We start from the raw sequence: 19,314 nt of genomic DNA on the forward strand, positions 1-19,314 counted from the left end.
TTGCACTCAGTGATTTCGCGTCCGTTGTGGTAGCCTTTATCTACCAAAGCCGTGTAAGTTTCTAGCTCTAGATTTTCTTTGGCTTCGATAGCGATAGCTGCCAGTGCGTTGCGATCATTGCGATTAATAGTGTGAGTAGCAACCACTAAATTGTGTTTATTGTCTACCGCTGCCTGGACATTGTAACTTATCTCGACCACAACTCCTTGAACCAGTAGTGCGCGTGAGTCAGAATCGGTGGTACTAATTTGAGGTTCGCCACTAGCTTTTAGTTTTTCTTCCAGAAATTCATAACGGATTTTGTTTTTCTTTAATCGCGCTATTTTTTCTTGGATTTTAGTAACGGTTACTGTGTTGTCTTTTACATCATTTGTTTCTAATTCTGTCAAGTATTCTTGAGTTCTTTCTTCAATATAAGCCAAGTGTTTGTCAATTTTCTTTTGGTTAAAATTAGCTTTCTTGCTGTTGTGCGCTCTGCTTTTTGCGCCATCAATTGCAATGGTTTCACCAGCAACTAGGTCGGCATCTTTCAAAAAAGAAACAAAGAGTTTGAATAGTTTTCTAAGCCCTGCTGGGTTTTGCTTTCTAAAATCAGAAATGCTATGGTAATTTGGGCAAATAGCCTCTAAAAGCCATTGTAATTCGATATTGTGAAAGCACTCTTTTTCTAACTTTCTAGAACTTCTAAGGCCATTTAGGTACCCATATAAATAGATTTTAAGAAACAACTTAGTGTCAAAACTGGGACGGCCTTCAGATTTTATAGTTTGTACCGTAAAACCAAGTGCTTCAAGTGAGATGTGCTCTACAAAGGCTTCAATAAAACGTATGGGATTATCTGAGGCGATTTTATCTTCTAAACTACTTATTTGTAACTGTTGACGCGATGTTCCGGAGATGTGTTGCATCTTTAAATGTACAAATTTTCTCGCTTATATCATAAATAAAATACTATATTTGATGCAAATAAAACGGAAGTTTTTTCACAGACTGACGTTGGTGGAAATGCCAAAAAAATCGTAAAAAAAGAAAATATCTTACTAATAATTTGTAGAATGTTATCTAATTGAATAACTTTGCGCTATGAATGAGAAATTTATAAGGGAAGTTATTTATTACGAAGATTATTATCTTGACTTTCTTAACGCTCAAAAAGAAGACGTTAAAAAGAAATTTAACTGGACATTACAGCTAATATCAACTCAAGATAGAATTCCTGAAAAATTTTTCAAACATATCACAGGTTCAAGTGGAATATTTGAAGTAAGAGTTGAAGTTGGATCTGACATTTTTAGAATTTTTAGTTTCTTTGATAAAGGAAATCTTGTTGTTTTAGTAAATGGTTTTCAAAAGAAAACGCAAAAAACTCCAAAGGCTGAAATTGAAAAAGCTGAAAAACTAAAAAAAGAATATTTAGAATATAAATATAAAAAGTAACGATTATGAAAACAGAAAATAAAAAAATTACATCATTCGCTGAACATTTAGATGCTCAATATGGAAAAAGCGGAACAGAAACCCGTCAAAAATATGAAGAAGAATATGAGAGTTTTGAACTTGGCGTTTTAATTCAAGAAATGAGAAAAGAACGTGGAATGACACAAGAACAATTAGCATTAAAATGTGGAACAACAAAAACTTACATTTCTAAAATAGAAAATAATGCTAGTGATATTAGACTTTCAACATTAATGAGAATAATCAGACAAGGATTAGGGGGACATTTGAAATTAAGTCTAACTGCATAAAGGCACTATCAACCAACACACGTTTTGCGCTATTGCGAATTTTGTGCAAGCCGGACGTTTATATTTCGCAAAAAATAGTATCTTTAACAGAAAATAAGTAGTTCCGAAGCTCGCAACAGCGCAAAGCGCGGGAACGTCAGGCTGTGAATTTACCCCACTTTTGCTCAAATTAATTCAATAATGCCTTTTCTATTCGCACAAAACTCGCTTGTAAGCGAGTCGGTTTTTAGAGATAGAAATAATTGTTTGATATTTTTGAACTCGCAGAAGAGCTTAAAAAAGGTCACTTTGATTACGGCATACCCTTTTGGTGGGTATTTTGCATTCCATTTCTGGATTTTATCAATTAAATCGGGAATTCCCAGAATATTCATCGTGCGTTTGATGTTGTATATTAACACAAACAAACTGTGTTCTCCATTGATTCTAATTATGCCAAGTATTCTTGAGTTCTTTCTTCAATATAAGCCAAGTGTTTGTCAATTTTCTTTTGGTTAAAATTAGCTTTCTTGCTGTTGTGCGCTCTGCTTTTTGTGCCGTCAATTGCGATGGTTTCACCAGCAACTAGGTCGGCATCTTTCAAAAAAGAAACAAAGAGTTTGAATAGTTTTCTAAGCCCTGCTGGATTTTGTTTTCTAAAATCAGAAATACTATGATAATTTGGGCAAATAGCCTCTAAAAGCCATTGTAATTCGATGTTTCGAACGCACTCTTTATCTAACTTTCTAGAACTTCTAAGGCCATTTAGGTACCCATATAAATAGATTTTAAGAAACAACTTAGTGTCAAAACTGGGGCGCCCTTCGGATTTTATAGTTTGTACCATAAAACCAAGTGCTTCGAGTGAGATGTACTCTACGAAAGCTTCAATAAAACGTATGGGATTGTCTGAGGCGATTTTATCTTCTAAACTACTTATTTGTAACTGTTGACGAGATGTTCCGGTTATATGTTGCATCTTTAAATGTACAAATTTTCTCTCTATTATCCAAAATAAAATACTATATTTGATGCAAATAAAACGGAAGTTTTTTCACAGACTGCCGTTGTATGCCATTTTAAAAATCGTGCTAATCAACAAAATTTTGGTAATAATTTTCACTATTTTACAATTCTAAATTAATAGAATTTAATGAAAAAAGTATGAAACAAAAATTAAGAACATTAGATTCGTTAGAGCTTTTAAGTTTTCAAAATCAAAAGGCTAAATATCCTTCACATTATCACGACACATATTGTATTTCTTTAATAAAAAAAGGTGTGCTTCTTGAAAACGAATTAATAGCAACTTCGGGTAAAATAATAATTTCACATCCTTATGAAATTCACGAAAATAATTCATTAGAAAACATCAGTTTTTCTACGTATTACGTTAGTCAGGATGTTATTAATTTTATCAGCCCTTTCAATCATACAATTTTTCAAAGTAAAATTATCGAAAACCCTTTACTATTTAATAGACTAAACAATCTGCAACACTTTATCAACGACAAGCAAGATGAAAAAACTTTTATAAATCAATTAAACAAAGCTTTTAATCAGATTATATTTCAACTAACAACAAACTATGGCGGGAGAAATCCTAACAATGTAGAAAATGAATCTTATATTATACAGAATTTGAAATCGCACATATCAGATAATTTAAACACAAAATTGAGCATAATTGAACTTGCAAAAATAGTTAGTATGGATAAATTTCAATTTATTCGTTGGTTTAAATTTAATATTGGTTTGACGCCATTTCAATATATAATGCTAAAAAGAGTAGAGTATGGAAAGTCTCTAATTAAACAAGGGTTTCCAATCGTTGATGCTGCATTAGATTCTGGTTTTTATGACCAAAGTAATTTTTCGAATTATTTTAAAAAATATATTGGAATGAGTCCAAGCTTGTACAAACAAAGTTGCAATATCTTCCAAGACTCAAACTCACTTTAAAAATATATTTGTACTTCGTAAATTGAAACCTATTTATTATGAAGTATTTTATTGTCTTTCTACTACTTGTTTTTGGATTAGAAGCTCGAGCACAAAATCAAAATGATTTTGAAATCCAAATAAAAATAAAATCAACAGCACTTAAAGACCAACAATCTTCTGGCACTTGTTGGAGTTTTGCAACTACATCATTTATAGAAACAGAAGCACTTCGTTTAGGAAAAGATACTATTACAATATCACCAATATTTTATGTATCTCCTACATATATTAAAAAAGCTGAAAAGTTTATTGAAAAAAAAGGCAAAAGCTGGTTTGAGGCTGGAGATTTAACCTTTAGTGTTTTAGATGCTTATAAAAAATACGGTGCTGTACCAGAACAGGTTTATAAAGGAATTATTGAAGATGATTGGCAACACGACCACGTGGAAATGGACAACTTGCTATTGGCTATGGTTAAATCTGTGGGAACTTCTGGCTACGGTAGGATAAAACCGCAAAGTTGGGAAAAATCTTTCGGTTGTGTTTTAAATGCATATCTAGGAACAGCACCAAAAACATTTAATTATGAAGGCAAATCATACACACCAAAAACTTTTGCAGATACTTTTATAGGTATAAATCCAGATGAATATATAGAAATAACGAGTTATTCTCATCTTGAGTTTTACAAAAATGTCGTTCTAGATATTCCCGCCAATTGGAATGAAAACAAATATCTAAACCTTCCGCTTGAAGATTTTGAAAATGTAATCAACAATTCCCTTAAAAATGGATACTCATTGGCTTGGGATGGAGATGCTACCGAAACTAATTTTAATTTTCAAAAAGGTGTTTTGACTCTTACAAAAAAACAAGAAAAATTGAAAATTACTCAACTATTGCGACAGCAAACCTTTGAAGAAAAGACAACAACTGATGACCATAATATGCATATTATTGGAACCGCTATTGACAAAAATGGAAATTTATATTATTTATTAAAAAACTCTGAAGGAAGCAATACAATGAACGGATATATCTATATGTCTAAAAATGCACTTCTTTTAAAAACAGTTTCTGTCTTGGTTCATCAAAATGCCATACCACAAAATATTAAGAAAAAACAAACGTAAATATTTAAGCGATAAGATTATAAAAATAAAATCGATGAGAATAAAAATAAACTTAATTCTACTCTTTACAACTCTTTGTACTTTAATTTCTTGCAGTAGTAAGTACCAAAAAAATAACTCAATCAAGGGGATTTGGAAATCAGTCGGCTATGGAAAAATTTTAAAAATAGATTCTACCACTTATAAATATTTTGACATAACTGATATTTCTTGCTTACCGTCTAAAGAAGGCAATATTTCAGAAATAAAAAATGCAATTCAAATTTCAAATGATACGTTGACTGTAAAACTTGGATTTAGCGATTATCAATACTCTAGAATAAAGGAGTTTCCAATTTTATGTAAACAAAATCCAAAAAACAAAAATGACATATTATATAACTTCGAAGTTTTTGCAAATACATACAAAAATCATTATGCTTATTTTGAACTTAATAACGTTGATTGGGATAATGTTTACATAAACTCGAAAAACAAAATCAATTCAAAAAGTACAGAACTTGACTTATATTTAGTTATTAAAGATATGCTTGAAAAATTGAAAGACAATCACGGTTCGATAGAACCAACGGATGAAATTTACGAATTGGCAGAAAATAAAATTCAATCAGAATTAGAAGACGAAACGGAAGAATTAAGAGAATATGGCGATTTTGAGATAGCCGGAATTGTCGCAGATTATTATATTAAAGAGGATTTTACCAAAGACACTTGGCTTATGAAATGGGGAAAGATGGAAAACAATGTTGGCTACATCCAGATAAAAGCAATGTTTTTGTATGCGGATTTAAATGTAAATGATAGTCTTGTTAAAGAGAATGGATTTGTTTCAACATATATGGACGCATTTGATAATTTAAATTACGAACAACAAATTGCAGAGGAAGTTGCTGGAATAAGTAAACTAATGGATACAATTATGCAAGACTTAAAAGAAACAAGTCATATAATTATAGACGTTCGTTTTAATGGTGGTGGACAGGATGCAGTAGCATTAGAAATTTTAAGACGATTTAACGCTGACAGAAAACAAATCGCTGTAAAAAAAGCAAAGCACAATAACGGCTATACAAAAAAAACACCTATTTATTTAGAGCTTGCCAAAAATCCATACACAAAACCAGTTTATCTCTTGACTTCTCAACAGTCTGCAAGTGCAACAGATATGATTGCATTAAGTTCAATGGAATTAAATAATTTAAAACGTATTGGTTCACATACAAACGGAGCAATTTCAGATGCTTTACAAAAGAATTTACCAAACAGATGGCATTTTTCAGTATCAAACGAAATTTACACAGATAAAAATGGGCAAATTTACGAGAATATTGGAGTTCCTGTTCATTACGAATTAAATTATCCAAATGATAGACAAACATTTTTCAGAAGTGTTGCTAACGATCTAGAAAAAGATAAAATAAATATATTAAAAGCTATTGAAAAACTGCTAGATAAATAAAAAACGGCATATAACAGCAAGGGTTTCGTTGCGTTCAACAGCAAGGGTTTCGTTACGTTCGCCGCGGCGAACGAACAATGAACCCGCGGTTGAATCCTCCGCGACGGACAGGCTGGAACCGGTTACATGCCATTAACACTATGGAGTTATCGTAAAGTATTGATGTAGAATTTCAAGAGGCAAGTGGCCTCTTTTTTTTTGCAGTACAAAGTATTGTTTTTTTTTTAATCTTTATTGAACTTCAATGTCCATTCAGATAACCATAAAAATAGATTTTAAGAAACAGCTTAGTGTCAAAACTAGGATGACCTTCGGATTTTATAGTTTGTACTGTATAACCAAGAGCTTCTTGTAAGATGTGCTCTAAAAAAGCTTCAATAAAACGCTCCCGAAGCATCGGGAGGATTGTCTGACGAGATTTTTTCTTCTAAACTACTTATTTGTAACTGTTGACGCGATATCCCAGATATATGTTGCATATTTAAATGTACAAATTTTCTCGCTTATATCTCAATTAAAATACTATGTTTGATGCAAATAAAACGGAAGTTTTTTCACAGACTGATGTAAATAGTAATGTTAAAAAAAAATGTAGAAACCGAAACGATAGAAAATCTTTTATAAATTTGATTATTAATTTTAAAACAATAAATGAAATATCCTAAATATCAATATCGTTCAGAAACTTCAATGAGCTATTATGAATTTAGTAGTGAAGGACCGAAAGGACTTATTAAAAAAATAGTAGAATTTACTGAAACAGGAACTGAAAATGTATACAATTTAGGATTTGCTGATTATAATGAAAAAACTAAAACAACAAGCGACATTTCTGTAACGAATAATGGAGATAGTCTAAAAGTTTTAGCAACTGTCGCTTCTACAGTTTATGCTTTTACTCAGAAAAATCCCAAAGCATGGATTTTAGCAACTGGAAGTACAAACATTAGAACAAGATTATACAGAATGGGAATCACAAATAATCTGGCTGAAATAAATGAGGACTTTAAAGTTTTCGGATTAAATGATATCGGAGAATGGGTCACATTTATAGTAGGAGAAGATTACGAAGCATTTTTGTTAACAAAAAAAGAAAATATATTATAGTTATGACAATAGATCAATTAAATCAATCGAAAGTTCCGATTATTGTTTTCGACAAAAAATTGGAAGAATTTAAAGGAAAGGTATTGTTTCCTGAAAAATTAAAAAGAGCAAACGAAATTTTGGCAAAAGCAGGTCTACCTAAAGTTGAAATAAAAAAATAAATACTACTGCTAAAAGGTAAGGGTTCTTTAGGCTTGAAAAGCCAGCACCCGAGCGACAGCGAACTGACCAAGTAATGAACCCGCACTTCAATCCTCCGCGGCGGACAGGCTACAACCGTTTATATGCCGCCAGCACTATGGAGTCAATTTTAACTTATTAAAAGGATTTTGAAAAGGTAATCAAGCCTCTTTTTTTTGTAATATATTAAACTGGGAAGACCTTCGGATTTTACAGTTTGCACCGTAAAACCCTGTCCTTCGAGTGAGATGTGCTTTACAAAAGCTTCAAAAAAACGATCCCGGAGCATCGCTGGAACCGCTTACATATCGGCAATACTATGGAGTTATCTATAACTTATTAAAAGGATTTTGAGGAGGCAATCATGCCTCTTTTTTTTGCAACATAGTCAAACTTGCAAAACCCTCAGCTTTTATAGTTTGTACCGTAAAACCAGGTGCTTCGAGTGAGATGTGCTCTACCAAAGCTTCAAAAAAACGATCCCGGAGCATCAGGAGGATTATCTGAGGCGATTTTATCCTCTAAACTACTTATTTGTAACTATTGACGAGATGTTCCGGATACATGATGCATGTTTAAATGTACAAATTTTCTCGCTTATATCTAAATTAAAATACTATATTTGACGCAAATAAAACGGAGGTTTGTTCACAGACTGACGTTGTGTGCTATTTTTGAGCAACGAAAATCCCAAGAAACTACAACTAAAAACAGGAAAGCTGAAAACTGCATTTTGAAAGAGTAAGCAAAAAATAAAAAAGTATGTTAGAGTATTTAGCAGGATTAAGCGCAATTGTAATTATAATAAGTTTATTTTCTTATTTTCTACCAACTGTAATTGCAATGTTACGTGGAAAATCAAACACATTTGCAATTTTATTACTTAACCTTTTTCTGGGTTGGACTTTTATTGGATGGATTGTTGCATTAGTTTGGAGTGTAACAAGTGATAACAAACCACAAACAATTGTTGTAAATAATAATTCTTCGATTGAACCTAAAAACGAATTAAAAACTTTGACAAGTGTAGGAATTAAATCCGAACAAATAGATAATACAAATCTAAATTCTCATCAAGATAAAATTCAAAACCTGAAAAAACTAAAACAATTATTGGATGATGGGATTTTAACTCAAGAAGAATTTATTCAACAAAAAAATCAAATTTTAGAATAATAAACATGGAGAAAAATATTTACGGAATTATTCAAGATTGGCACGAACTATTAAAAAACGGCACCATAACAGAAAATGAGTTTAATTCAAAAAAAAACGAACTATTAAATATTGAAAAGAAGAAAACAGAAGAGCAAGAAAAACAAAGAATTAACGACAATGTTGAGTTTGAAAAAAGTAAAAGCTTTGTTAATAATTCAATTCTTTACACAATAGGAATTATTTGTATTGGTATTTTAGCCTTTTATTTTTTTAATCGAAATGATGAAGAATTTGAAACAGAAAATAATTCAGTCGGAAATGTCGAAACCGATACTATGTTAGGTAATTATATTGTTCAAGCTGATAATTCAACCTTGGTGCATTTTTTTGAGGAACCAGAAATCAATACAGAAAAAAAAGCCTATTTTAGTACTAATGACACTGTATATGTTACTCAAATTGAAAATGGTTTTGGTTATGTTAGATTTTTAAATAGTAAAGGACAAAAATCTATTGGTTGGTTACCATTAGAAAAAATGATTTATTGTGAAGAATGTATAAGTGAAGATGCCGAAAATTAAAACAGCACACAACAGTTAGGGTTTCGTTGCGTTCGAAGAACGAACAATGAACCCGCGGTTGAATCCTCCGCGGCGGACAGGCTGGAACCGGTTGAGAGTCCTCTAACACTATGGAGTTATCGTGAAGTATTGAAACAGAATTTCAAGAGGCAAGTGAGCCTCTTTTTTTTTACTGTAAAAAAAGTCCGGTTTTTCTCTTGTTTTCCTTTCCCGAATTTTCAGGATTAGTCACAACTTCCTTTACCCATAAAGTTAATTTTTACAATGATTTGAGCTTTGGCTATCGCCAAAATACCATCCCGACACTTCGGTAGGCGGACCACACTGGTCAAAAACAGCTATTCGATGTAAATTGCCTGTTTTGCAACAAGGGCATTTGGGTAAAAAAGGTCTAAGAAACAACTTAGTGTCAAAACTGGGACGACCTTCGGATTTTATAGTTTGTCCCGTAAAACCAAGTGCTTCAAGTGAGATATGCTCTACTAAAGCATCGATAAAACGTCCGAAACTTCGGGAGGATTTTCTGAGGTGATTTTTTCTTCTAAACTACTTATTTGTAACTGTTGACATGATATTCCAGATATATGTTGCATTTTTAAACGTACAAATTTTCTCGCTTATAACAAAATAAAATACTATATTTGACTCAAATGAAACGGAAGTTTTTTCATAGACTGACGTTGGCAGATATAGTCTCAAAAATCGTAAATAAAGAAGAAATTTCGAAATAAATTTGGAAAATTAGTAACTTTTAAGTTACCTTTGAAAAATGAAAGTACGTGAAGTTATAGCATATGAAAATCACTTTGAAGAGTTTCTCCTTGAACAACCGAAAAAAGTTCAAGATAAAATATTCAAAATTATTGAAGCTATTGAAACATTAGAAAGAGTTCCAGCGAATTATTTAAAATCAATGGAAGGAAATAATGGACTTTACGAAGCGAGAATTCAACTTGGTTCAAATATTTGGCGTGTATTTTGCTTTTTTGACGAAGGAAAACTTGTAATACTTTTAAATGGTTTTCAAAAGAAAACTCAGAAAACGCCTAAAAATGAAATTAAAAAAGCGTTGAAATTAATGACTAAATATTATTCTGAAAAAACTAAATAATCATGGAAACTAAAACGTGGAAAGAAATAAAAAACAATGTTTACGGTAAAAAAGGCACTGAAAGACGTGACGAACTTGAAAGAGAAATTCAAGGTTTTAAAATTGGAATACTTTTGAAAAAAGCTCGTGAAGAAAAACAACTAACTCAAACTGAACTTGGAGAATTAGTTGATAAAAAGAGAGAATATATTTCTCGAATTGAAAATAATGGAAGTAACTTAACTCTTAAAACTTTATACGATATTGTGGAAAAAGGGTTTGGCGGAAAAGTGAAAATTCAAATTGAACTATAACTCCATCTGCTAACAGCTAGGGTTTCGGTACCTTCGCCGAGTCGAACGAACACCCGAGCGACAGCGAACGGACGAAGTAATTAACCCGAGGTTGAATCCTCCGCGGCTGACAGGATAGAACCGATTACATGCCGCCAACACTAAAGAGTTAATTTTAAGTTATTAGAAGGATTTTGAGGAGGCAATCATGCCTCTTTTTTTTGCATAATAGTTAAACTTGTACAACCTTCGGATTTTATAGTTTGTACCGAAAAACCAAGTGCTTCAAGTGAGATGTGCTCTACAAAAGCTTCAATAAAACGCACAGGATTATCTAAAGCGATTTTATCTTCTAAAGTACTTATTTGTAACTGTTGACGCGATATTCCAGATATATGTTGCATCTTTAAATGTACAAATTTTCTCGCTTATATCAAAAATAAAATACTATATTTGACGCAAATAAAGCGAAAGTTTTTTCACAGACTGACGTTATGCACAATTATACCTCACGAATCTAAAACAAAAAAAATGGAACTTGTAAGTCAAATTATTAATGATTTAATTGATGAAGAAAAATCTTTAAATTCAGCATTATTAAAAACTAAAGTTCTAGCAAGTAGAATACAAAATGAAGTTTTATTAAATTGGGTAAATAATGAATTATCCGGATATCTAAACACAAATAAAATACCTAATTACCGAAGAGAAATTAATAATGAACTAAAAGGAACTTTTATTAATGGAACAATGAAATATACAAATACACAAGTTCCAACAATAGGTTTAGATAAATCATTTGAAAAAAAATTAAGAACTACAGATTTTATAGAAAGTATTAGTATGCTTGAAAAATTAATAATTAGTAACAAATCTTCTACTTTAAATGGAGCAATTAGAGCTGAGTTGTCATCCATAATAGAAGAAAATTGGATTAATATGGGAAATCCATATCTTCAACTTATTTCAGTATATAAATCAATGCCTAAAAGTTCTGTCGTCGAAATAATCATAAATGTAAGAAATAAATTATTAGATTTTATGTTAGAACTTGATGGTAAATATGGTAATTTAACAGAAATAAAAGATTTGACAATGAAAAAAGAAGAAATCTCTTCAATTGTAAACAATACAATTATAACAGGTGATGGAAATATTTTAAATACAGGCAAAAAGTCAACCATAAAAAATACTCCAAATATCAATAAAGCAAATAAAGATGATTTAATTACTCATTTAAAAAATATTGGATTAACAGAAGATGATACGACAGAAATTGCCGAAATAGTTGATTTAGAAGCACCAGATTTTCAAAATGAAAAATTTGGTGTTAAAGTGAATACTTGGATTGCAAAAATGATTGGCAAAACAGTTGATGGAAGTTGGAACGTTGGAATTGGAGTTGCGGGAACTTTATTAGCCGAAGCAATTAAAAAATATTATGGAATGTAATAAAATAACTGTGCATAACAGCTAGGGTTCCTATGTAAAGCATTTAAAGTTATTAACAACTTTTTATATGGGCGATATGTGGGTGATTTTCGAGTATAAAATACCGTTCCAACGGCTTGTTGGAAAAGTTGGGAACAACTTTTTGTCCGCCGTAGGCTCTGGACAGAAAAAGTTGTTCTGACTTTTTCAATAATGCCACGATTAGTTTTTGCTCTTTTATATCATATTTCACTTTTAAATTCTTAAAGCTCAGGCTCCTATTTGTGGTCTAAATAAATAGCCACCAGCACCTGTGTGGTTGTAAGAATAATAAAATAGCTGCCGGCTCGTTATGTAGCCCACGCTTTAGCGTGGCTACCACCTTAGCTTTGCAGTCTATTTTTTCTTGTTATTTTGTGAGACTCTTAAGAAAGTTATTTTTTGATTTTCGCTACTCCTATTTTTAATTTTATACTATTGATTTTTCTGAAATTATGTTTTTATTAATTTTATATGGGGTTTGTGTCTTAACGACTGCTAGTATCCTTCGAGTCATTTTGTGAGCTACTTTTACGATGATACTTTTTACATTCTTTCCTTGATGTTTTCTATAATACTGTTGCATTTCAAGATCTTTCCTCACAGCCATCCAAGCCGCTTCAATTAAGTAACTTCGTAATTGACTTCGGCTCCGAGGAGTTATTCCCAAACATTTCTCGCTACCACCACTTATGTGTATTCCAGGAACAATTCCAACAAAGCTAGCAAATTGTCCCTCGGTATTAAAACGCCTCAAATCACCACATTCTGCAATAATAACAGAGGCTAGATAACCCCCAATACCAGGAATACTCTTCAATAAATTGTAATCTTCTTTGTGGCTTTTTCGACAATAGGCTCGCATTTGATTGGCAATTTCCAAATATTCTGATTTGACGAATTTGTACATTCTAATTTTCCCTTGTAATGCCAGATCTCCACAAGTAGTGCTGAATTTCACTTTTTCTAACCATTCTATAAAACCATTAGACCAGTTCGAATTGTCATATTCGACGGGAACCTCTACTGCGTGAAACAACAGCAAACTCTTGATATGGAGTTTAGTTGTCCTCAATTTCTTTGTAACCTGTGTTCTATGACGTGCCAAACTCGTGAACTGATCCTCAACTTCAGTAGGGATATTGATCCCTTTTAAAGTGCCAGATTTTAACTGGTTGGATAAATTTTTAGCATCCAATGCATCTGTTTTCTGATACCGTTCTTTATTTCCTGTCTTCACGTCAGCTGGGTTGAATACCAGTACATTCCAGCCTAAATTTAAAAAATAGCGAGCTACAGAAAACCCACAACAACCTACTTCATAAACTAAATAAATATCATGATTATGAAAATTATTAGTTACGTATTGCTCTAAATCACATGATTTTGAAGGCATAGAATACGTTTTATGGAAAAATAAATCGGTCTGAATGGAAACTGTCCATGTTTTCTTGTGTATATCCAAACCAATATATACTTTTGGACTAGTAGTAATTTGAATACTCATATCATTAAAGTATTGGCAGACCGCTAAAACTGTACTGCAGTTAATATTTATTTTGAGGTTCAATTTACTGCTTTTACATGGATGCTCGTTGCGTTCGCCGCGGCGAACGAACACCCGAGCGACAGCGAACGGACGAAGTAATGAACCCGCGGTTGAATCCTCCGCGGCGGACAGGCTGGAACCGATTACATGCCGTCAACACTTATGAAGTTATCATAGAGTATATTAATGAATATCAAGGAGATTAATAGTCCTCTTTTTTTTTGCAGTACAAAAAGGTCGTTTTTTTCTTGTTTTCCTTTCCCAAAGTTTCGGGCTTAATCACAATTTCCCTTACCTATCAAGTTAATTTTTATCATGATTTGAGCTCTGGCTATTGCCAAGATACCATCCCGACACTTCGGGAGGCGCACCTCGCTAGTCAAGAACAGCTATTCGATGAAAAATGCCTGTTTTGCAAAAAGGACATTTACCAAGGAAAGGCTTTTCTAATACTTTTAGTTTTTCTTGTAAAAGTTTTAGTTTTTCCCGTTCATTGAGAAACTACCTAAAAACCGTAATGCCGTATTATAAGAGTTTGGGGCATGTATCACTTACAACCAGACAATTATTGAGACGGAAAACCTAGCGAATGATAAGATAAGATTCACAATGAAAATTTTGTTTTGGTCCATACTAAAAAAAAGAGTTCGTGGTTTTTATATCGGGACCAACAAATTCGATATGAAGCGTTTAATTACAGCTATTAGGTTTCTAAGTGAAGAATAATATTCTTAAACCTATCATATATTATATTTTTTAAATATTAAGCATCATAAATCTAACTTATCTCCTCTTTTTTGGCATATTAATATGATAACGATCATTTTAAATTACTTTAAATTATGTACTTTTGCAATCTTAATTGAATCTAAATAAGCTTTGCTAACAACGATACATTCGCTCAAAAAAGGAGAACAAGCCATCATAAAAGACTTTGACATCGATACCGTTCCCTTAAAATTATTGGAAATGGGTTGCTTGCCAGGCAACATGGTAGAATTACTCCAAATTGCACCTTTTGGAGATCCATTATTTTTGAATATCAACGGTTCGCATGTAGCGATTAGAGTAGAAACTGCAAAGGAAATTGAAGTTGATATTATTAAACTCAACTTATGATTAGTAAACAAAATATCAATATTGCTCTTATCGGCAACCCTAATGTAGGTAAAACTTCTGTTTTTAATCAGTTAACAGGATTAAACCAGCAAGTAGGTAATTATCCCGGAATTACAGTTGAAAAAAAAATTGGTTTTTGCAAATTACCAAATAACATTAAAGCAAACATCCTAGATTTACCGGGAACTTACAGCTTAAATGCCAGTTCAATTGACGAAAATGTTGTCATTGAATTGTTATTAAACAAGAAAGACAAATTGTATCCTGACGTGGCACTTGTAGTTACCGATGTTGAAAACTTAAAAAGAAACTTACTACTTTTTACTCAAATAAAAGATTTAGAAATTCCAACAATATTGGTCATAAATATGGCCGACAGAATGAAGTTCAAAGGAATTTCACTCAATATTCCATATCTTGAAGAACAACTAAAAACTAAAATTGCACTTATTAGTTCGAGAAAAGGATTTGGAATTCCAGAATTAAAAGAAATGATTGTTAACTATCGATCTCTTTCAACAGAATCGTGCCTGAATGCTTCGATTATTGATCCTGAGTATTTTGATAGTTTGCGCAAAGCATTTCCTAATCAATTGTTGTATAAATTATGGTTGGTAATTACTCAAGATGTAAATTTCCTGAATTTAGATCGAAATGAAATTCGCAGTTCTTTTACTAAATCGCACTCTGATCTAAAACGCTTACAGCAAAAAGAAACAATAAAAAGATATCAATTTATCAATGATGCTTTAAAAGAAGGACTTAAAATTGATTCAAGTGTTGCTAAAGATTATCGAAGCAAACTTGATCGAGTTCTTACTCACAAAGTTTGGGGCTATGTGATTTTCTTTTTAATCCTATTTGTTATTTTTCAGTCGATTTTTGAATGGTCAACAATTCCAATGGATTTTATCGACAGTAGTTTTGCGTCCTTAAGCGCTTACACTGCCGCTGAACTACCCTCAGGTGTTTTGACTAATTTAATTTCACAAGGAATTATCCCAGGGATTGGAGGAATTTTGATTTTTATTCCGCAAATCGCGTTTTTGTTTATGTTTATTTCTATTCTTGAAGAAAGCGGATATATGAGCCGCGTGGTTTTCTTGATGGATAAAATAATGCGAAAATTTGGTTTATCAGGAAAAAGCATCGTTCCGCTCATTTCAGGAACTGCGTGTGCGATTCCTGCTATTATGGCAACTCGAAATATAGAAAACTGGAAAGAAAGATTAATAACCATTTTAGTAACTCCTTTTACTACTTGCTCAGCGAGATTACCTGTATATGCCATTATCATAGGATTAGTAATTCCGGATGAACACTTACTTGGATTTTTGAATATGCAAGGTTTAACTTTAATGCTACTGTATCTTTTAGGTTTTGCAGCCGCTATCCTGTCGGCTTATGTTTTAAACAAAATATTAAAAATAAAGAGTAAAACCTATTTTGTTGTAGAAATGCCCAATTATAAATTGCCTCTTTTTAAAAATGTTGGTATTAATGTGATTGAGAAAACAAAAGCTTTTGTTTTTGGTGCGGGAAAAATCATTTTGGCCATTTCCATTGTGTTATGGTTTTTAGCATCCTATGGTCCAGGAAAAGATTTTAACGACGCTGAAAAAATTATTACTAAAAACAACATTACTTCGCCCTTAAATCCGGACGAATTTGAAAATGCAGTCGCTTCGCAAAAATTAGAAAACTCATACATAGGAATTATGGGCAAAACAATTGAACCTGCTATTTCGCCTTTGGGTTACGACTGGAAAATAGGAATTGCCATTATCAGCTCGTTTGCTGCAAGAGAAGTTTTTGTTGGCACTTTAGCCACTATTTACAGCGTAGGTGGAACCGATAATGAAGGTACTATTAAGAACAAAATGGCAGCAGAAATCAATCCGGCTACTGGTCAAAAAGTGTTTAATTTTGCCTCAGGAATATCATTGTTATTGTTTTATGCTTTTGCTTTGCAATGCGCTAGTACACTTGCCATCACTAAAAAAGAAACTAATTCATGGAAGTGGCCACTTGGACAATTAATTCTAATGTCTGGACTGGCTTATGTGGTTGCCTTAATTACATACCAAATTCTTAAATAATCTCAACTTTCCTTTCACCCCACATTTCAACAAATGTTAAATAACGCAAATATGTTATTTTTAATTTGTCTAAATAAGATTTGCGTTTTATCTTTGCAGCTTAGAATTAATCTAAATAAAAATAATAATGAAATATAGTATAATTGCCGCTTCACTTTTAATAACTTCCGTTTTGTTTGCGCAACAAAAGGAGCAATCAAAAACAGAATTAGATAGTATTGAAAATGCAAATAAAGCCGCTATCGATCTAGAAACTGTAATTGTAACTCCATTTCAGCAAAGTCCGGAGAGACAACCAGCAGTAAAAGGGAATGTGATATTTGTTGGGAAAAAGAATGAAGTTTTAAAACTATCAGCTATTACCGCAAATTTAACAACTAATAACGCACGTGAGGTTTTTTCAAGAGTTCCAGGGGTTAACATTTGGGAAAATGATGGTTCGGGAATCCAAGTTAATATTGGTGTTCGCGGCTTAAGTCCTAATAGAAGCTGGGAATTAAACACAAGACAAAATGGTTACGACATATCATCAGATGTTTTTGGATATCCAGAAGCATATTATAATCCACCATTAGAAGCAGTTGAAAACATCGAATTAGTTCGTGGAGGTGCATCTTTGCAATTTGGACCACAATTTGGAGGAATGCTGAACTATGTTTTAAAAAGAGAACAAAAAAGGAAATTTACTTTTGAAACTCAAAATACAGTTGGAAGTTATAATTTGATGAGTAGCTACAATGCCATTGGAGGAAAAATAAATAAATTCTCTTACTATGCGTATAACCATTCCAGAAGCGGGGACGGTTGGAGAGAAAATAGCAAGTACAAAGTTCGTAATTCACACTTGTTTTTAGAATATGCTTTTACAGAAGATACAAAATTATCTGCTGAATATACTAATATGGATTACTCCATGCAGCAAGCTGGGGGTTTAACGGATCAACAATTTAAAGAAAATTCAAGACAGTCCTCACGAGATAGAAACTGGTTTGGTGCGCCATGGAATTTATTTTCGGTAAACTTTGATACCAAAATTTCTAATTCTCTTACTTCAAACACAAAACTTTTTGGTTTAGTGGGCGAGCGTAACAGTGTCGGTTTTTTAGGAACTCCAAACGTTGAAGACGCTATAAATCCTGCAACTAATGATTATTCTAATAGAAGAGTTGACAGAGACTTTTACAAAAATATTGGAATTGAAAACAGAAACACTTACAGTTATGCAATTGGCAAAAGCCAAAATACTTTAGCATTTGGAGCTAGAATGTATAAAGCCGAAACACAGAGACAACAAAGTGGTAGAGGAACAACAGGCTCTAATTTCGATTTAACCACGCTTGAAAAATATCCAAGAGATTTACATTTTAATACTGAAAACGTTGCATTTTTTGCTGAAAATAACTTTAAAGTAACGGAAAATTTTAGTGTTGTTCCTGGTGTTCGATATGAATATATTACTTCTTCTGGAGATGGGCGATTTGGCGTAAGCTCAGGAAATGATATTCCTTTTCAAAATGAAAAAATTACTCGCCATCAGCCGCTTTTTGGTCTTGGGATGGAATATAAATTAGGTTCAACTAATATATACGGTAACATCACTCAAGCATTTAGACCAGTTTTGTTCTCTGACATTACACCACCAGCAGTTACTGATGTTGTGGATCCTAATTTGAGAGATGCAAGTGGATACAACGCTGATTTAGGTTATAGAGGAACGGTAAAAGGATTTTTAAATTTCGATTTTAGTTTGTTTTATTTGAGTTATAATAATAGAATTGGTGGCGTAAGACAATTTGTAAATAACGACCCTACTCAAGGTACATTTTTATTTAGAACTAACTTAGGAGAAACGGTAAATAAAGGAATAGAAGGTTTTGTAAACATGAATGTTACTAAATTTTTTGGTGTAGATAATGCCTTTGGAAATATTGATGTTTTTGCAACCACTAGTTTTATTGATTCAAGATATACTGATTTTAGAATTAGTTCAGCAACAGGAGCAGCACCTAACACTGTGATAACTGAAACTAATCTTGCGGGAAATCGTGTAGAAAATGCACCGAGATACATACATAATTTTGGAATCAGTTGGAGTAAAACTCAATTTTCAGCAACATTGCAATATAAAACCTCTGGTAAGATTTTTACTGATGCCAATAACACAACCGCTGCATCAGCAAATGGTGTAACGGGATTATTAGACGGTTACAAAGTGATGGATTTATCAGCTGAATATAAATTTCTTAAAAATTACAATATTAGATCTGGTATAAATAATTTGACAAATGAAAATTATGCAACCCGAAGAGCAAGTGGATATCCTGGACCAGGTATTCTGCCAGGAGAAGCAAGAACTTTCTTTATCTCTATTGGAGCAAAATTATAATTAGATAATGTTCTAATAG

At 32.4% G+C, this 19,314-nt stretch carries 20 protein-coding genes and 2 pseudogenes; 15 read left to right on the forward strand and 7 right to left on the reverse strand.

Annotated features, from left to right (window positions below; genetic code table 11):
- Nucleotides 1-908 (reverse strand): transposase (locus tag BUB42_RS08505; RefSeq protein WP_139257319.1); only part of this gene is annotated, 908 nt, incomplete at its 3' end.
- A gap of 175 nt (nt 909-1,083) precedes the next feature.
- Between BUB42_RS08505 and BUB42_RS08510 the strand changes: the two genes are divergently transcribed.
- On the forward strand, nt 1,084-1,437 hold the full coding sequence (locus BUB42_RS08510; RefSeq protein WP_073019158.1) for a type II toxin-antitoxin system RelE/ParE family toxin: 354 nt from the start codon (nt 1,084-1,086) through the stop codon (nt 1,435-1,437).
- Nucleotides 1,438-1,442: 5 nt separating this feature from the next.
- Nucleotides 1,443-1,748 (forward strand): helix-turn-helix domain-containing protein, encoded by a 306-nt coding sequence (locus BUB42_RS08515; protein WP_073019160.1) that lies wholly within the window; start codon nt 1,443-1,445, stop codon nt 1,746-1,748.
- 164 nt (nt 1,749-1,912) lie between these two features.
- On the opposite strand, the gene BUB42_RS08520 is transcribed toward BUB42_RS08515, so the two are convergent.
- Together BUB42_RS08520 and BUB42_RS08525 are read right to left on the reverse strand one after the other, a co-directional pair.
- Complete coding sequence (locus tag BUB42_RS08520) at nt 1,913-2,122, reverse strand: hypothetical protein (RefSeq protein WP_073019162.1); 210 nt, start codon at nt 2,120-2,122, stop codon at nt 1,913-1,915.
- A gap of 56 nt (nt 2,123-2,178) precedes the next feature.
- Nucleotides 2,179-2,706, reverse strand: coding sequence for a transposase (locus tag BUB42_RS08525; protein ID WP_244533909.1), 528 nt, complete (start codon nt 2,704-2,706; stop codon nt 2,179-2,181).
- A gap of 185 nt (nt 2,707-2,891) precedes the next feature.
- On the opposite strand from BUB42_RS08525, the gene BUB42_RS08530 reads away from it, so the two are divergent.
- From BUB42_RS08530 to BUB42_RS08555, 7 genes are all read left to right on the forward strand, one after another.
- Entirely contained in the window at nt 2,892-3,689 is a 798-nt protein-coding gene (locus BUB42_RS08530; protein ID WP_073019164.1) for an AraC family transcriptional regulator, read from the forward strand.
- Nucleotides 3,690-3,727: 38 nt separating this feature from the next.
- Nucleotides 3,728-4,804, forward strand: a complete 1,077-nt coding sequence (locus tag BUB42_RS08535; RefSeq protein ID WP_073019165.1) for a C1 family peptidase — start codon at nt 3,728-3,730, stop codon at nt 4,802-4,804.
- A 34-nt stretch (nt 4,805-4,838) separates the two neighbouring features.
- Complete coding sequence (locus BUB42_RS08540) at nt 4,839-6,263, forward strand: S41 family peptidase (RefSeq protein ID WP_170857202.1); 1,425 nt, start codon at nt 4,839-4,841, stop codon at nt 6,261-6,263.
- Nucleotides 6,264-6,914: 651 nt separating this feature from the next.
- A complete protein-coding gene (locus tag BUB42_RS08545; RefSeq protein ID WP_073019169.1) occupies nt 6,915-7,370 on the forward strand; it encodes a DUF6934 family protein in 456 nt (151 codons plus the stop codon).
- 2 nt (nt 7,371-7,372) lie between these two features.
- Nucleotides 7,373-7,531 carry a hypothetical protein gene (locus BUB42_RS16395; protein ID WP_170857203.1) on the forward strand — a complete coding sequence of 53 codons (159 nt, stop codon included), beginning with the start codon at nt 7,373-7,375 and terminating at the stop codon, nt 7,529-7,531.
- A gap of 781 nt (nt 7,532-8,312) precedes the next feature.
- Nucleotides 8,313-8,726, forward strand: coding sequence for a superinfection immunity protein (locus tag BUB42_RS08550; RefSeq protein WP_073019180.1), 414 nt, complete (start codon nt 8,313-8,315; stop codon nt 8,724-8,726).
- A 5-nt stretch (nt 8,727-8,731) separates the two neighbouring features.
- The gene (locus BUB42_RS08555) at nt 8,732-9,289 is read left to right on the forward strand and encodes an SHOCT domain-containing protein (RefSeq protein ID WP_073019182.1); all 558 of its coding nucleotides are present in this window, start codon (nt 8,732-8,734) and stop codon (nt 9,287-9,289) included.
- 252 nt (nt 9,290-9,541) lie between these two features.
- Here the strand turns inward: BUB42_RS08555 and BUB42_RS16995 are convergent.
- Nucleotides 9,542-9,682, reverse strand: a pseudogene (locus tag BUB42_RS16995) (IS91 family transposase); the annotation flags it as partial.
- A 376-nt stretch (nt 9,683-10,058) separates the two neighbouring features.
- Here BUB42_RS16995 and BUB42_RS08560 point away from each other — a divergent pair.
- Together BUB42_RS08560 and BUB42_RS08565 are read left to right on the forward strand one after the other, a co-directional pair.
- The gene (locus BUB42_RS08560) at nt 10,059-10,400 is read left to right on the forward strand and encodes a type II toxin-antitoxin system RelE/ParE family toxin (RefSeq protein ID WP_073019184.1); all 342 of its coding nucleotides are present in this window, start codon (nt 10,059-10,061) and stop codon (nt 10,398-10,400) included.
- Nucleotides 10,401-10,402: 2 nt separating this feature from the next.
- Complete coding sequence (locus tag BUB42_RS08565; RefSeq protein ID WP_073019196.1) at nt 10,403-10,693, forward strand: helix-turn-helix domain-containing protein; 291 nt, start codon at nt 10,403-10,405, stop codon at nt 10,691-10,693.
- Nucleotides 10,694-10,878: 185 nt separating this feature from the next.
- On the opposite strand, the gene BUB42_RS08570 is transcribed toward BUB42_RS08565, so the two are convergent.
- Nucleotides 10,879-11,076 carry a hypothetical protein gene (locus BUB42_RS08570; protein WP_073019198.1) on the reverse strand — a complete coding sequence of 66 codons (198 nt, stop codon included), beginning with the start codon at nt 11,074-11,076 and terminating at the stop codon, nt 10,879-10,881.
- A 127-nt stretch (nt 11,077-11,203) separates the two neighbouring features.
- Between BUB42_RS08570 and BUB42_RS08575 the strand changes: the two genes are divergently transcribed.
- A complete protein-coding gene (locus tag BUB42_RS08575; RefSeq protein WP_073019200.1) occupies nt 11,204-12,124 on the forward strand; it encodes an AbiTii domain-containing protein in 921 nt (306 codons plus the stop codon).
- A gap of 448 nt (nt 12,125-12,572) precedes the next feature.
- Here the strand turns inward: BUB42_RS08575 and BUB42_RS08580 are convergent, their stop codons facing one another.
- Both BUB42_RS08580 and BUB42_RS17000 read right to left on the reverse strand, forming a co-directional pair.
- The gene (locus tag BUB42_RS08580) at nt 12,573-13,649 is read right to left on the reverse strand and encodes an IS110 family RNA-guided transposase (protein ID WP_073019202.1); all 1,077 of its coding nucleotides are present in this window, start codon (nt 13,647-13,649) and stop codon (nt 12,573-12,575) included.
- Nucleotides 13,650-13,994: 345 nt separating this feature from the next.
- Nucleotides 13,995-14,183: pseudogene (locus BUB42_RS17000) on the reverse strand (IS91 family transposase); the annotation flags it as partial.
- Between the two features lie 387 nt (nt 14,184-14,570).
- Between BUB42_RS17000 and BUB42_RS08585 the strand changes: the two are divergent.
- From BUB42_RS08585 to BUB42_RS08595, 3 genes are all read left to right on the forward strand, one after another.
- Nucleotides 14,571-14,810, forward strand: a complete 240-nt coding sequence (locus BUB42_RS08585) for a FeoA family protein (RefSeq protein ID WP_073019204.1) — start codon at nt 14,571-14,573, stop codon at nt 14,808-14,810.
- Entirely contained in the window at nt 14,810-16,909 is a 2,100-nt protein-coding gene (gene feoB / locus BUB42_RS08590; protein ID WP_139257328.1) for a ferrous iron transport protein B, read from the forward strand. Before BUB42_RS08585 ends, feoB begins: the two co-directional genes overlap by 1 nt.
- Nucleotides 16,910-17,036: 127 nt before the next feature.
- Nucleotides 17,037-19,295, forward strand: a complete 2,259-nt coding sequence (locus tag BUB42_RS08595) for a TonB-dependent receptor family protein (RefSeq protein ID WP_073019207.1) — start codon at nt 17,037-17,039, stop codon at nt 19,293-19,295.
- Nucleotides 19,296-19,314: the final 19 nt, after the last annotated feature.

It is taken from the genome of Flavobacterium micromati, assembly GCF_900129585.1.
Taxonomy (GTDB): Bacteria; Bacteroidota; Bacteroidia; order Flavobacteriales; family Flavobacteriaceae; genus Flavobacterium; species Flavobacterium micromati.

Bases quoted from the DNA above. Each gene is read 5' to 3' on its own strand.
- BUB42_RS08510 (WP_073019158.1), top strand. From the start codon at position 1,084: ATGAATGAGAAATTTATAAGGGAAGTTATTTATTACGAAGATTATTAT.
- BUB42_RS08515 (WP_073019160.1), top strand. From the start codon at position 1,443: ATGAAAACAGAAAATAAAAAAATTACATCATTCGCTGAACATTTAGAT.
- BUB42_RS08520 (WP_073019162.1), bottom strand. From the start codon at position 2,122: ATGAATATTCTGGGAATTCCCGATTTAATTGATAAAATCCAGAAATGG.
- BUB42_RS08525 (WP_244533909.1), bottom strand. From the start codon at position 2,706: ATGCAACATATAACCGGAACATCTCGTCAACAGTTACAAATAAGTAGT.
- BUB42_RS08530 (WP_073019164.1), top strand. From the start codon at position 2,892: ATGAAACAAAAATTAAGAACATTAGATTCGTTAGAGCTTTTAAGTTTT.
- BUB42_RS08535 (WP_073019165.1), top strand. From the start codon at position 3,728: ATGAAGTATTTTATTGTCTTTCTACTACTTGTTTTTGGATTAGAAGCT.
- BUB42_RS08540 (WP_170857202.1), top strand. From the start codon at position 4,839: ATGAGAATAAAAATAAACTTAATTCTACTCTTTACAACTCTTTGTACT.
- BUB42_RS08545 (WP_073019169.1), top strand. From the start codon at position 6,915: ATGAAATATCCTAAATATCAATATCGTTCAGAAACTTCAATGAGCTAT.
- BUB42_RS16395 (WP_170857203.1), top strand. From the start codon at position 7,373: ATGACAATAGATCAATTAAATCAATCGAAAGTTCCGATTATTGTTTTC.
- BUB42_RS08550 (WP_073019180.1), top strand. From the start codon at position 8,313: ATGTTAGAGTATTTAGCAGGATTAAGCGCAATTGTAATTATAATAAGT.
- BUB42_RS08555 (WP_073019182.1), top strand. From the start codon at position 8,732: ATGGAGAAAAATATTTACGGAATTATTCAAGATTGGCACGAACTATTA.
- BUB42_RS08560 (WP_073019184.1), top strand. From the start codon at position 10,059: ATGAAAGTACGTGAAGTTATAGCATATGAAAATCACTTTGAAGAGTTT.
- BUB42_RS08565 (WP_073019196.1), top strand. From the start codon at position 10,403: ATGGAAACTAAAACGTGGAAAGAAATAAAAAACAATGTTTACGGTAAA.
- BUB42_RS08570 (WP_073019198.1), bottom strand. From the start codon at position 11,076: ATGCAACATATATCTGGAATATCGCGTCAACAGTTACAAATAAGTACT.
- BUB42_RS08575 (WP_073019200.1), top strand. From the start codon at position 11,204: ATGGAACTTGTAAGTCAAATTATTAATGATTTAATTGATGAAGAAAAA.
- BUB42_RS08580 (WP_073019202.1), bottom strand. From the start codon at position 13,649: ATGAGTATTCAAATTACTACTAGTCCAAAAGTATATATTGGTTTGGAT.
- BUB42_RS08595 (WP_073019207.1), top strand. From the start codon at position 17,037: ATGAAATATAGTATAATTGCCGCTTCACTTTTAATAACTTCCGTTTTG.